The 13,600-nt window shown below is 37.4% G+C and carries 10 protein-coding genes; 5 read left to right on the plus strand and 5 right to left on the minus strand.

Annotation, left to right across the window (positions count from 1 at the left end; all coding sequences use genetic code 11):
• Nucleotides 1-214: 214 nt before the first annotated feature.
• Nucleotides 215-1,096, minus strand: coding sequence for an N-acetylmannosamine kinase (locus ACWIW0_RS10480; protein WP_454453267.1), 882 nt, complete (start codon nt 1,094-1,096; stop codon nt 215-217).
• 1 nt (nt 1,097) lies between these two features.
• Nucleotides 1,098-1,793: an N-acetylmannosamine-6-phosphate 2-epimerase gene (locus tag ACWIW0_RS10485; protein WP_454453268.1), complete on the minus strand. Its 696-nt coding sequence runs from the start codon at nt 1,791-1,793 to the stop codon at nt 1,098-1,100.
• 442 nt (nt 1,794-2,235) lie between these two features.
• On the opposite strand from ACWIW0_RS10485, the gene ACWIW0_RS10490 reads away from it, so the two are divergent.
• From ACWIW0_RS10490 to deoD, 4 genes are all read left to right on the plus strand, one after another.
• Entirely contained in the window at nt 2,236-3,504 is a 1,269-nt protein-coding gene (locus ACWIW0_RS10490) for a NupC/NupG family nucleoside CNT transporter (RefSeq protein WP_157395043.1), read from the plus strand.
• 104 nt (nt 3,505-3,608) lie between these two features.
• Complete coding sequence (gene deoC, locus ACWIW0_RS10495) at nt 3,609-4,385, plus strand: deoxyribose-phosphate aldolase (protein WP_454453269.1); 777 nt, start codon at nt 3,609-3,611, stop codon at nt 4,383-4,385.
• A gap of 68 nt (nt 4,386-4,453) precedes the next feature.
• Entirely contained in the window at nt 4,454-5,686 is a 1,233-nt protein-coding gene (locus ACWIW0_RS10500; protein ID WP_454453270.1) for a phosphopentomutase, read from the plus strand.
• Nucleotides 5,687-5,870: 184 nt separating this feature from the next.
• Nucleotides 5,871-6,587: a purine-nucleoside phosphorylase gene (deoD, locus tag ACWIW0_RS10505; protein WP_157395046.1), complete on the plus strand. Its 717-nt coding sequence runs from the start codon at nt 5,871-5,873 to the stop codon at nt 6,585-6,587.
• A 65-nt stretch (nt 6,588-6,652) separates the two neighbouring features.
• Here deoD and fbaA read toward each other — a convergent pair whose 3' ends face one another.
• Together fbaA and ACWIW0_RS10515 are read right to left on the minus strand one after the other, a co-directional pair.
• On the minus strand, nt 6,653-7,732 hold the full coding sequence (gene fbaA, locus ACWIW0_RS10510; RefSeq protein ID WP_454444706.1) for a class II fructose-bisphosphate aldolase: 1,080 nt from the start codon (nt 7,730-7,732) through the stop codon (nt 6,653-6,655).
• Nucleotides 7,733-7,804: 72 nt separating this feature from the next.
• On the minus strand, nt 7,805-8,977 hold the full coding sequence (locus ACWIW0_RS10515) for a phosphoglycerate kinase (RefSeq protein ID WP_454446450.1): 1,173 nt from the start codon (nt 8,975-8,977) through the stop codon (nt 7,805-7,807).
• A 207-nt stretch (nt 8,978-9,184) separates the two neighbouring features.
• Here ACWIW0_RS10515 and ACWIW0_RS10520 point away from each other — a divergent pair, with 207 nt between their 5' ends.
• Entirely contained in the window at nt 9,185-10,573 is a 1,389-nt protein-coding gene (locus tag ACWIW0_RS10520) for an SLC13 family permease (RefSeq protein WP_454453271.1), read from the plus strand.
• Nucleotides 10,574-10,678: 105 nt separating this feature from the next.
• Here the strand turns inward: ACWIW0_RS10520 and ACWIW0_RS10525 are convergent, their stop codons facing one another.
• On the minus strand, nt 10,679-13,198 hold the full coding sequence (locus tag ACWIW0_RS10525; protein ID WP_454453272.1) for an autotransporter family protein: 2,520 nt from the start codon (nt 13,196-13,198) through the stop codon (nt 10,679-10,681).
• Between the last annotated feature and the right edge of the window lie 402 nt (nt 13,199-13,600).

Raw genomic sequence — 13,600 nt, forward strand, 5'->3', positions numbered from 1 at the left:
AACAAAAATAAAATATTTATTTTTCAATTGGTTATAACTTTTCTTGTAGGGACGCCACGCTTGGCGTCCCTACACAACAAAACAAAATCTGTTATTTTTCAATTGGTTATACTTCTTCTTTGTAGGGACGCCACGCTGGCGTCCGAATGAAAAAAGACTTTGTCAATAACCTGGGGTGGACTAAAGTCCACCCTACAATAAATTAGTGAATAATCTAAAACTGATTTTCAGCCCACCAAGCAGCACCGATTAGCCCTGCATCTTGAGCGTAGTGAGCGAGTACAATATTTGGTCGGTAGATTTCTGGCATTTGTGCTAAGAAATACTCAACACGAGCAAGATAACCTTCGGCTAATCCGACACTTCCCCCTAGTGCAATGCGTTGAATGTCTAGGTTGATTTTTAGATCCGCAATCAGATTAGCGATCGCTTTTGCAGATTTATCCACTAAAGCCACCGCTTGTGGATCGCCTTGACGAAAGCGGTTAAATACTTCGGGCGGATCGCAAGGGTTTTCCCATTTTGCTGCATCTCGTGCAATAGCTCTGCCTGCTGCAATCGCTTCAACGCACCCCACTCTACCACAACCACAAGGTTCGCCATTTGGGTCAGCAAGGCTATGCCCGATATGTCCTGCAACGCCATTTGTCCCTGTAAATAACTTGCGGTTTAAGATAATTCCGCCACCAACCCCTGTTGAAACAGTAATAAATGCAAAATTATCTACATCATCTTGGCGTAAAAATTCAGCACAACCTGCTGCTTGTGCATCATTCAATAATGTGATTGGTTTATCGGTATGTTTAGCAATGCTTTGTTCTAAAGGGAAAAACGCCAAATTACCTAAATTTTTAGGATTTAATGCGGTTAAGATCCCATTTTGGATAATGCCTGTTGATGCCACAGACACTTTATCAAATTGCCCTTGGAATGTTTGTAACACTTCGGCTAATGCATCATCTAGGGCTTCAGCACTTGGGTTTTGTGGTGTGTGAATTTGAATACGCTGAGTTACTTGAGCATCTTTATCTTTTAAGGTAACTAATGCAGCGGCAATTTTTGTTCCGCCCACATCAATAGCAAGACAAGCGGTCATTTTATGCCCCTTTTTTACGATTATCGATAGCGGACACAAACCAGCCAACAATATGCTCTAAACGAGTAAGTGCAGATCCAACAGTAACCGCATAAGCACCATTTTCAATGGCTAATGCTGCAAGTTCAGGAGTATTGTAACGCCCTTCCGCCATTACTCGGCAACCATTTGCGACTAAATCACGAACAAGCTGGACATCTGGCTCTTTTGGTGTTTCTCCGCCAGTATAGCCTGACATTGTACTGCCGATTAAATCAACGCCTAATTCTTGGCAATACATACCTTCTGCAAAGGTAGAGCAATCTGCCATTGACATCGCACCGAGTTCTTGAATTCGTTTTGCACAGGCTTCAATTGTTGTCGGACGAATGCGATCTGTTCCGTCAAAGGCAATAATATCCGCACCTGCATTGTATAAATCATCAATATCTTGTAAGAATGGAGTGATACGAACAGGGCTATCGGGTAAATCACGTTTTACGATCCCAACAATTGGTACATTTACTACTTTTCTAACGGCTTTCAGATTTTCAATGCCTTCAATACGCAACCCTGCTGCACCACCTGCGACCGATGCTGCCGCCATTGCAGCGACAATTTCTGGAGAATCCATAGGACCATCATCAACAGGCTGACAAGAAGCAATAAGACCATTTTGTAACTGTGCTAAAATCTGTTCTTTGGATAATCTTGACATACAAACTCCATTATTTCTAATAAAAAAGAAGATTAACTCCAAGCATAATACGCTATGCCAGACAAAGCAACTAATAGACAAAAAAAGTGAGAGATAGATCAAATTTTTTTGTCCAGCATTAAATTAACTGTACAAAATTGCAAAAATTTAAAGATTTTGACAAAAAAAATCGGTATAGTAGCGGAACTTTTTTTACTGCTAATTTTTAACTAAAATTAGCTCAGATTATTGACAAAGTCTTTTTTCATTCGGACGCCAGCGTGGCGTCCCTACAAGGAAAGTTATAACCAATTGAAAAATAAAAAATTTTATTTTGTTATGTAGGGACGCCACGCTGGCGTCCGTTAATTGGATACAACAAATTGGGGTTTGTCATCAGTCTGTGCTAATTTTTAACTTAAAATTAGCTCTCTTTCTTTATATTTATAGAGGTCTTTTAACAATGGATGCATTAATGAGCCTTGTCGGTATTGCTGTACTCCTTTTAATTGCATTTTTATTATCTAATAACAAAAAAGCAATTAACTTCCGCACTGTATTTGGTGCATTAGCTATTCAAATTGGTATTGGTGCTTTAATTCTTTATGTACCACTTGGTCGTGAAGCACTACTTAAAGCAGCTGAAGGCGTAAGTGCTGTGATCAGTTATAGTAATGATGGTATCAGCTTCTTATTCGGTGGCTTAGTGAGCGATAAGATGTTTGAAGTCTTTGGCGGTGGCGGTTTCGTTTTCGCACTGCGTGTTCTTCCACCAATTATCTTCTTCTCTGCTCTTATTTCTGTTTTATACTACTTAGGTATTATGCAATTTGTTATTCGCATTCTTGGTGGTGCATTACAAAAAGTATTAGGTACATCAAAACCTGAGTCGATGTCTGCGGCAGCAAATATTTTCGTAGGTCAAACTGAAGCACCTTTATTAGTTAAACCATATATTAAATCAATGACTAACTCTGAGTTATTCGCTGTAATGTGTGGTGGTGTGGCATCTGTTGCAGGTGCAGTAATGATCAGCTATGCAGGAATGGGCGTTCCGTTAACTTATTTGATCGCTGCATCATTTATGGCTGCACCTGGTGGTTTATTATTTGCTAAAATTTTACACCCGCAAACAGAGTCATTTAAAGATGAATTATCTGAAGAAGATATTGAAGATAAACCGTCAAATGTTATCGAAGCAGCTGCTATTGGTACATTCTCGGGTATGCAATTAGCAATGAACGTAGGTGCAATGTTAATTTCATTCGTTGCATTAATTGCGATGTTAAATGGTTTAATTGGTTGGATTGGTGGCTTAGCTGGATTTGAAGGTGTAACACTTCAATCATTACTAGGTTATGTATTCCAACCTCTTGCTTGGGTAATTGGTGTGCCTTGGGGGGCAGAAGCTCAAGTAGCAGGTTCTTTAATCGGTCAGAAATTAGTAGTAAACGAATTTGTTGCTTATGTTGATTTCGTAAACTACTTAAAACCTGAAACAACAGTTGTGTTAAGTGAAAAAACAATCGCAATAATTACCTTTGCACTTTGTGGTTTTGCTAACTTCAGCTCTATCGCTATTTTAATCGGTGGTTTAGGGGCAATGGCTCCAAATCGTCGTGGCGATGTTGCTCGTATGGGTATCAAAGCTGTTATCGCAGGTTCACTCTCTAACTTAATGAGTGCGGCGATTGCAGGATTATTTATCGGTATCGGCGGTGCTGTACTGTAAACGATAAATAACCAAACCAACACCACAGAATTTCTGTGGTGTTGTCGTTTATGGGCTAGGTAAACGTTTGCGTCAAGTTTTTGAGTAAATAAAAGGAGAATAAAATGAGTCTAAAACACGTTGCTCAAACCGCATTATCATTGATGGATTTAACCACATTAAACGATAATGATACGGACGAAAAAGTCATCTCACTTTGCCAACAAGGTAATACACCATTTGGAACACCAGCAGCAGTTTGTGTGTATCCACGTTTTGTGCCGATTGCTCGCAAAACATTGGCACAACAACAAACAGAGCAAGTAAAAATTGCCACTGTAACAAATTTCCCACACGGTAATGACGATATTGCTATTGCTGTGGCAGAAACAAAAGCGGCAGTTGCCTACGGTGCAGATGAAGTCGATGTAGTATTCCCTTATAAAGCACTAATTTCAGGTAATGAACAAGTCGGTTATGAGCTTGTCAAACAGTGTAAAGCCGCCTGTGCAGAGCAAAATGTGTTGCTTAAAGTAATTATTGAAACAGGTGAATTAAAAACAGAAATTCTCATTCGTAAAGCAAGTGAAATTGCTATTCAAGCAGGGGCTGATTTTATTAAAACATCAACAGGTAAAGTGGCTGTGAATGCAACCCTTGAATCTGCTCGTATAATGCTTGAAACAATTCGTGATTTAGCCGTAGCTGATCGTGTTGGTTTTAAAGCAGCTGGTGGTGTTAAAACAACCGAAGAAGCTCAACAATATCTTGAGCTAGCCACTGATATTTTAGGCAAAGAATGGGTAACATCGGCACATTTCCGCTTTGGTGCATCAAGTTTATTGAATAATTTACTTGCAACTTTAAACGATCAAAATCAAACCCAAACAACAGGTTACTAATCAACAAGCGGTGAGATTTTGTAAAAAATTAACCAAATCCTACCGCTTATTATTGAGAGGAAAGTAAAATGAAACGTGTATTTATTATGATGCTCGACTCTTTCGGTATCGGCTATACGGAAGATGCTGAGAAATTTGGTGATAAAGGTTCAAATACCTTAGGACACATTGCCGAACAATGTGCAGCAGGGAAAGCAGACGATCACCGCCGTTCAGGTTTGCTCAAATTACCTAATATGAATAAATTAGGTTTAGGATTGGCGGCTGAAGAATCTTGTGGCTCTTACCCTGCTGGGTTAGCACAAGATGTACAACTTATCGGCGGTTATTGCCACGCTAAAGAAATTTCTTCGGGTAAAGATACGCCATCAGGTCACTGGGAAGTTGCAGGTGTTCCTGTACTTTTTGATTGGGGATATTTTCCACAACACGAAAATAGTTTCCCACAAGAGTTACTCGATAAAATTGTTAAACGTGCTAACTTAAAAGGCTATTTAGGTAATTGCCACTCATCTGGCACAGTTATTTTAGATGAGCTTGGCGAAGAACATATGCGTACAGGATTTCCGATTTTCTATACTTCCGCAGATTCGGTATTCCAAATTGCTTGCCACGAAGAAACCTATGGCTTAGATAAACTCTACGAACTTTGTCAAATCGTGCGTGAAGAGCTTGAAGGCTACAATATCGGACGTGTTATTGCTCGTCCATTTGTTGGGGCAAAAGCTGGGGAATTTAGCCGTACAGGTAATCGTAAAGATTATGCCGTAGAACCACCTTCTGCGACTGTGCTACAAAAACTTGTAAATGAAAAAGGCGGTGAAGTGGTTTCCATCGGTAAAATTGCTGATATTTACGCACATACGGGGATCACTCGTAAAATTAAAGCCACAGGCTTACCTGAATTATTTGATCGTACATTAGAAGAAGTCAAAGCAGCAGGTAACAATACCATTGTATTTACTAACTTTGTGAACTTTGATTCAGATTTTGGGCATCGCCGAGATGTTGCAGGCTACGCCGATGCATTAGAGTATTGGGATAGCCGTTTACCTGAATTACTACCGTTAATCCAAGATGAAGATTTATTGATTATTACAGCTGATCACGGTTGTGATCCAACGTGGCAAGGAACGGATCACACTCGTGAACATACGCCAATTTTGCTATACGGCAAAAACGTAGCAAAAGAGTCTTATGGTCGCCGCGAAACCTTTGCTGATATTGGTCAAACCATTGCGAATTACTTTGGCTTATCACCAATGGACTATGGTACGGCTATTATTGATTTCAACAAGTAATCGGTGTTACATAGTAGATGCACAAACATTTAGTTTCTTTTGTAGGGGCGGGGTTTATCCTCGCCCATAAATGAATACTATATTCGGGTGGGGATAAACCCCACCCCTACTAAATTTTCTTAAAATTGGCTTTGTGTAGCTGCTACATAACATCATAAATAATCTCTACTAAAAGGAACATAAAATGACTCCACATATTAACGCACCAGCAGGTGCATTTGCAGATGTTGTATTGATGCCAGGTGATCCACTTCGAGCAAAATACATTGCAGAAACATTCTTAGAAGATGCGAAATTAGTAACTGATGTTCGCAATATGTTTGGTTACACAGGCACTTACAAAGGCCGCAAAATTTCAGTAATGGGGCACGGAATGGGTATTCCATCTTGCTCAATCTATGCTAAAGAGCTAATTACGGAATATGGTGTGAAAAAAATTATTCGTGTTGGTTCTTGTGGTGCCGTTCGCCCAGACGTTAAATTACGCGATGTTGTTATCGGTGTTGGTGCTTGTACAGACTCTAAAGTAAACCGTATCCGTTTTAAAGATAACGATTTTGCAGCGATTGCAGATTTTGATATGACATTAGCGGCAGTTCAAGCAGCAAAAGAAAAAGGTGTACCTGTGCGTGTTGGTAATCTTTACTCTGCTGATCTTTTCTATACACCAGATGTAGAAATGTTTGATGTAATGGAAAAATATGGCATTTTAGGGGTAGAAATGGAAGCTGCTGGAATTTACGGTGTTGCAGCTGAATTTGGTGCAAAAGCTCTCACTATTTGTACAGTATCAGACCATATCCGTACTCACGAGCAAACTACGGCTGAAGAGCGTCAATTAACCTTCAATGATATGATTGAAATTGCGTTAGAATCTGTGTTAATTGGAGATAAAGCATAATCTTCTATAATTAAACATTATCTGTCTAGGAAAATGCCGACTACTAAGTCGGCATTATTACAAAATTATAATACGTTTACACAATTTAAATCTTCGAAAGATTGCTCTAAGCGTTTAGACATAGATTCTTCCATTTTGCGTAACCATACACGTGGATCATAGTATTTTTTGTTTGGTGCATCAGGGCCTGTTGGGTTACCTAATTGACCTTGTAAATACGCTTCGTTTGCTTTGTAGAACTGTAAAATACCGTCCCAAGATGCCCATTGGGTATCTGTGTCGATGTTCATTTTGATTGCACCGTAGCTAATTGCTTCACGGATTTCTTCACGACTTGAACCTGAACCACCGTGGAATACGAAGTCGATTGATTTTGCTGGTAAACCACGCTCTTTTGATACAAACTCTTGTGATGCACCTAAAATAGATGGTTTTAATTTTACGTTACCTGGTTTGTAAACACCGTGTACGTTACCGAATGCTGCCGCAACTGTGAAACGTGGGCTTACAGGGTTTAATGAATCGTAAACAAATAATACATCTTCAGGTTGAGTGTAAAGTTTAGATTCTTCAACATCTGAATTATCTACGCCATCTTCTTCACCACCAGTAATACCGATTTCGATCTCAAGGGTCATACCTAATTTGTTCATACGCTCTAGGTATTTTTTACAGATTTCCATATTTTCTTCAATTGGCTCTTCAGAAAGGTCAATCATATGTGAAGAGAATAATGGTTTACCTGTTTCTGCAAAGAATTTCTCACCTGCATCTAACATTCCATCAATCCAAGGTAATAAATTTTTTGCTGCGTGGTCAGTGTGAAGAATAACTGGAACACCGTACTCTTTTGCTAATTCGTGAACGTGTTTTGCACCTGCAACAGCACCTAATACGTCTGCACGAGCACCACTTGCTGGTTTGATGCCTTTACCTGCGTAGAATTGTGCACCACCATTTGAGAATTGAACAATAACAGGTGCTTTAACGCGTGCTGCTGTTTCTAATACTGCGTTTACAGAGTCCGTACCCACACAGTTTACCGCTGGGATTGCGAAGTTATGTTCTTTTGCAAATGCAAAAACTTTTTGTACATCATCACCAGTTACTACGCCTGGTTTTACAATATCTAATAATTTAGCCATTTTGGAGTTCCTTATATATTTAAAAAAATCAAGGTTTAAAAATAGGGCGTATATGATACGCCCTTACATCAATTAGTCATTTGCACGTTTTTCTAAAATTTCAACTGCTGGTAATACTTTGCCTTCTACAAATTCTAAGAATGCACCACCACCTGTTGAAATATAAGAAATTTTATCAGCAATACCAAATAAGTCGATAGCCGCTAATGTATCACCACCACCTGCAATTGAGAATGCACCATTAGCGGTTGCTTCTGCAATTGCATTTGCAACAACTTCAGTCCCTTTGCGGAAGTTAGGGAATTCAAATACGCCAACAGGACCATTCCAAAGAATGGTTTTCGCATTACGAATAATTTCTGCTAATTCTTCTGCAGATTTATCGCCAATATCAAAAATTGATTCGCCTTCAACGACTTCATTTACTGCTTTGTGAGTCGCTGATGCTGTTTCTGAAAACTCTGTTCCTACACGCACATCAACAGGTACTGGAATGCTCGTTGTTTTTGATAAACGTTGAGCTTCAGGGATTAGATCTGCTTCATATAAAGAATTACCAACATTGTAGCCTTCCGCTGCAATAAAGGTATTGGCAATACCACCACCAACGATAAGTTGGTCAGCAATTTTAGAGAGAGAGTCTAAAACGGTTAATTTAGTTGATACTTTTGAGCCACCTACAATCGCTAACATTGGGCGTTGTGGTTCTTTTAATGCTTTGCCTAATGCATCTAATTCTGCTGCTAATAATGGACCTGCACACGCAACAGGGGCATATTCAGCCACACCATAAGTTGAGCCTTCGGCACGGTGAGCTGTACCAAATGCGTCCATTACAAATACATCACACAGTGCCGCATATTTTTTCGCTAACTCAGGATCGTTTTTCTTTTCACCTTTGTTAATACGCACGTTTTCAAGTACAACGATTTCATTCTCATTGACTTCTACGCCATCTAAATAATCACGCACTAAACGAACTGGTACATCAAGTGCCTCATTTAAGTAATCAACGACAGGTTGTAATGAGTTCGCTTCTTCAAAAACCCCTTCAGTTGGACGACCTAAGTGAGATGTTACCATCACTTTTGCCCCTTTTTGTAAAGCAAGTTTAAGTGTTGGAATAGTCGCACGAATACGAGCATCTGACGTTACTTTGCCATCTTTTACTGGTACGTTAAGGTCAGCACGAATAAAAAGACGTTTACCTGCAAGGTCAAGATCTGTCATTTTTTTTACGGACATAGTGAGTTCCTCTTTTGATTTTCAAAATTAAAAACGAATTGATTATATCAGTTTCCTATTTATTTGGGCGAATGTAGATCAAATTATTCTGCAATTTTCTTTATTTTTTTCATTAAATAAATTAATTTACTTCTCAGAAAAATTAGACCTAAATCCTAGATTTTGTTATAGAATTGTAACACTATTGTAAAAATTAAGGAGTAAATTATGTCTAGTACAACTAAAAATCCTTTACGGGGATTGATAATCTTAGGATTAGATTTGATCCTGTTCTTTTTCTTACTTGGTATATTGCCTTTTTCAGAGCAAGAAAATCGTGGGTTAGCGTTACTTGTTTTTGTCGGTGTACTTTGGCTAACTGAAGCATTTAACATTACCGTTACTTCACTAATGGTTCCCATTTTTGCTATTGGTCTGAATGTATTGCAAACTAAAGCAGCCTTCGCCCCATTCTCTGAGCCAATTATATTTATGTTCTTTGGGGGCTTTGTTATAGCGGCAGTTTTAAATATTCAAAAAATAGATCTATGGCTTGCGAACCATATTATCCGATTAGCGAAAGGCAATCTTAAACGCACCATTATTTACCTATTCCTTGTTACCGCTCTACTTTCTCTTTTTATCAATAATACCGCTGTGGCAGCAATGATGCTTCCGCTCACATTGGGTATTTTGCATCAAGTTGATTTTAAAACTAACCGCAATTTATATGTTTTCGTCTTATTAGGCATTGCGTTTAGCTCAAGTATCGGTGGTATGGGAACGTTAGTGGGCAGTGCACCTAATGCTATTTTAGCTTCACAGCTCAAAATTTCTTTTTCAGAGTGGTTAGCTTATGGAATGCCTGTGGCAATTTTATTGATGATTGCGATGGTACTATGCTTGCTATTTGTTCTACGCCCTAATTTTAATGTGAGTTTTGAAGTTAATGTCGAACAAATTCCTCTTACCCCACAACGATTAGCCACGTTGATCATCTTTATAATTACAGCAATTTTCTTAGTCTTCAGTAGCAGTATTGAGCCTATTTTGCGTAATTTATTAGGCTTAAGCCACTCTATCAAAAACTTTGATGCCGTTATTGCAATGATCGCTGTATTATCATTCTGTATCTGTAATACAGCAAGCTGGCAGCAAATTCAGGAACGCACTGAATGGGGTGTTTTGATGTTATTTGGTGGTGGCTTGGTATTAAGTATCGTACTAAGAGAAACAGGGGCGAGCAAAATTCTGGCAGATAGCATCGTTGCATTCATCGGGCAACAACATTGGTTAATAATGACCATTGTAATGACAGCCTTTATCGTCTTTTTAACCGAATTTACGTCTAATACCGCCAGTGCCGCCCTATTGATGCCAATTTATATCTCCGTTGCTCAAAACTTAGGTGTTCCGCCACTAGCATTAGCCGCCATTATTGCGTGTGGAGCTTCCTGTGCATTTATGTTACCTATTGCAACACCACCAAATGCGATTGTCTTTGCAACAGGCTATATTAAGCAGAGTGAAATGGTGAAAGTTGGTATTCTATTGAATATTGCTTGTATTATTGTGATTGGCTTCTTGTCTTATTTCTTGTGGATGACTTGGTGGTAGATTTGCTCAAAACTTATTGTATACGGTAAAAAATTGCCTGAGCCATCTTACTAAGATGACTCAGGCAGCTAGACCTATAATAAATAGTTTCTTAAATAGTATAGATTACCAAGTATAATGAAGACCTAAATGTCCTTGGTAAGATTTTCTAGAAATTGGTGAACTATGATAAACATGGTTCTTATCCCCAATTCCTATTATATGACGAAGATTCACATAGAGCCTTAAGTTATCTGTAATTGAATATTGCCCTCCAATACTAAATTCAGCCGATAAATTACCAAAGCTTTCTCTAACCACATCAGACCCTACACTAATTTTACTTTCTTTACCTTTTAATGTTTGTAATAGATGAGCAGCTAAGTAGAGCTGGGTTTTATTAGTATTTAAAAGATTGGAGCCAAAACCTAATCTAAAGCCTAAACGACCAACAAGGCTATCTTGCTGTTCTTTTTTAACTTGTTTAGTACCATCATTAAATCCACCTAACCATATACTTTGGTAACTTAATTGAGCTTGAGGCTCAAAAAATAATTCAAAATGTTTTAATGGAATATGCTTACCTATTTCAATGGAAGCTCCTAGTCCATAACCATCTTGCTTAGCTTGCATACCTTTACTGTTATAGTTATTTTTCAACCACGATAGTTGTCCTGTAGTATCAATATAAAAGCCGTTTTTAGCATAATAAGTATAATAGCTACCTAATGAAAACATATCTGTTTTAGCTATTCCCGTAAATTTATCGGCAACAACCACGCCATTCTCTGCACGATATTTATCAAAGAAATAGCTTTTCGCCCAACCATATGTAAAAATAATGCCTAAATGTTCTTTGGCTTTATCTTCTTTTAATTCAAAGAATAGTGGTTTACCCAACTGTATAAAACCTGATCTAACTTTAACGCCAAAACGATTTATACCTTGAAAATCATCAGCACTATAATTTAGTCTAGCCCAAACCTGTTTATGATCTGCAGTAGCTTGTTTGAGATTTAAATAACGCTCTTCACCAATACGTTCATGTAATTTACCTAATTGTTCAAGACCCATTTGTCTATTTACAAATGGTAATTGCAAATAACCTACAACAGACGGACTAATAATATCAATATATTGTGGCTGTCTTGGTTGTGGTACGACTTCTGGCTTATTAGGAATAACCTCTGAGTTATTTGGGGTTATATTTGGATTTATATTGAGTTCACTCGGAGTGATTTCTGATGGTTCAGGGGTTGGATCTGGTAATTTAGCTTTAAGAGTCCAATAATAATTTCCTTCTTTTTTAGCTAATTGTGCTTCTCCTGCATTTTGTGTGGCAGAGGAACCTACAAATAAATTTCCTTCATGTTCCATATCTACAGTCACAACAACAGGAGAGAATTGATCCTCTGTTGTTCTAATAATATCGCCGAAGATACCATTCTTCGTTTTTACTGTAGTTATCGCATTTGGATTGATATCCCCTTTAATATGTAACGAATCATTATGTGATGCTTGTGAATCTTGATTCCATACTGAATCAACTATCAATTCACCACCACCCTGATAATTATTCACAATAAATTTAGTGAATTTAGGATTTCTTGAACCATCAGCTAAATCTAACGTGCCTAAATGAGTAAAACTATTAGCTTTTATATCTTCAGTATTAGAAGAACTGAGATCAGACAGAGAAAAAGTTGCTTCACGAGCTAAATTTAGTGTCTCTACTTTGAATGTATTAAAGGTTTCTTGGTCTTTAATATCTATTTTGCCTTTAGTAATGGATAGTAGACTAGGGTTGATAATGTTAGTAGAACGACTTGGATTGTTGGTATTCTTTAGAAGAGTGAGTGATTCATCTGCATTATATTCAATAGTACATCTATTACATCTATTTATCGGTAATGTTGTTTCTGGGTCTTTTAATTTATTGATAACTAATTTACTGACCCTAAGTCCCTTATCAAACTGAAAGCTGCCACTTTGTGTTTTTTCACTATTACCAATTTCTAGGTTACGAATTATCAGTGGTCTTTGAGATATTAATGAACCATTATTAACTACATTAGGCAAATAAACCTCATTGCTATTATTATCATAATTGTCATTAATTGTTATTTTTCCACCATTTTCCAAAGAGACTTTACTGTTTGATGTTCTAATACTATGCTTACCTAAGTTAAAAATTATTTCTGAATTTTTACCTTCAACAACAATTTTAGCTGTACCACCGTGATAACCAAAATAGTTATCATCATGTACAGCATTTGATTGGGTTAATTTTGCACCATCTTTCACATATAATTCGCCTTGAGAACCAGAGCCTCCAACATTAATACGTGCATCCCTAATATCTAATTCTGTTCCGTTTCCTTCTACCGTAAGAATCCCATAACCTGTGGCATGATTACCAACGTGTACCTCACCTGTTTTAACTTTAGTGCCACCATTAATGGTGACTTTATCAGGTTGTTCCAACGTTCCTGGTATGTACAATCCAACACTATAATAACCCTGTTCATCAGGCTGTATTCCTATTAATTTATCAGTCTTTTGCTCACCTTTCTCCCAAATTACATCAGCATAACTAACGCCTGAAAATATGGCTACAACAGGAAAAAGAATAGTTAGTTTTCTCATTTTTACATCTCCTAGGATATAAATAGTATAGTTATGTAAGGAACACTTTCCAATTACAATTATCTGCATATAGTAGTATATTTTATTCATTATTTCAAAATGTATCAAAAAAAGTAAACTTATATAATCTATTTGAAGATAGAATAATAAAGAAGTTTATTATCCTTTAATTAACATTAGATTAACAAAGAGGAATTAAATTATGAAAAATACTCTAATTTTCTACAAATGAAATCATTATTTTAAAAGATACAGGTATACATTATTATAGTGAAAAAATAAATAATACTCTCTTGCCTGAGGATATTAATGAAATATACCAAGACAGAATAGCAAATGGGGATAGAACTGGTTATCTAGGATAATTAGTTGAAAGTTAATTAAACTATGCAACTAGATTAA

The organism is Ursidibacter sp. B-7004-1, from assembly GCF_053654055.1.

Coding starts and splice junctions, on each gene's coding strand:
- ACWIW0_RS10480 (WP_454453267.1), bottom strand. CDS start 1,096: ATGACCGCTTGTCTTGCTATTGATGTGGGCGGAACAAAAATTGCCGCT.
- ACWIW0_RS10485 (WP_454453268.1), bottom strand. CDS start 1,793: ATGTCAAGATTATCCAAAGAACAGATTTTAGCACAGTTACAAAATGGT.
- ACWIW0_RS10490 (WP_157395043.1), top strand. CDS start 2,236: ATGGATGCATTAATGAGCCTTGTCGGTATTGCTGTACTCCTTTTAATT.
- deoC (WP_454453269.1), top strand. CDS start 3,609: ATGAGTCTAAAACACGTTGCTCAAACCGCATTATCATTGATGGATTTA.
- ACWIW0_RS10500 (WP_454453270.1), top strand. CDS start 4,454: ATGAAACGTGTATTTATTATGATGCTCGACTCTTTCGGTATCGGCTAT.
- deoD (WP_157395046.1), top strand. CDS start 5,871: ATGACTCCACATATTAACGCACCAGCAGGTGCATTTGCAGATGTTGTA.
- fbaA (WP_454444706.1), bottom strand. CDS start 7,732: ATGGCTAAATTATTAGATATTGTAAAACCAGGCGTAGTAACTGGTGAT.
- ACWIW0_RS10515 (WP_454446450.1), bottom strand. CDS start 8,977: ATGTCCGTAAAAAAAATGACAGATCTTGACCTTGCAGGTAAACGTCTT.
- ACWIW0_RS10520 (WP_454453271.1), top strand. CDS start 9,185: ATGTCTAGTACAACTAAAAATCCTTTACGGGGATTGATAATCTTAGGA.
- ACWIW0_RS10525 (WP_454453272.1), bottom strand. CDS start 13,198: ATGAGAAAACTAACTATTCTTTTTCCTGTTGTAGCCATATTTTCAGGC.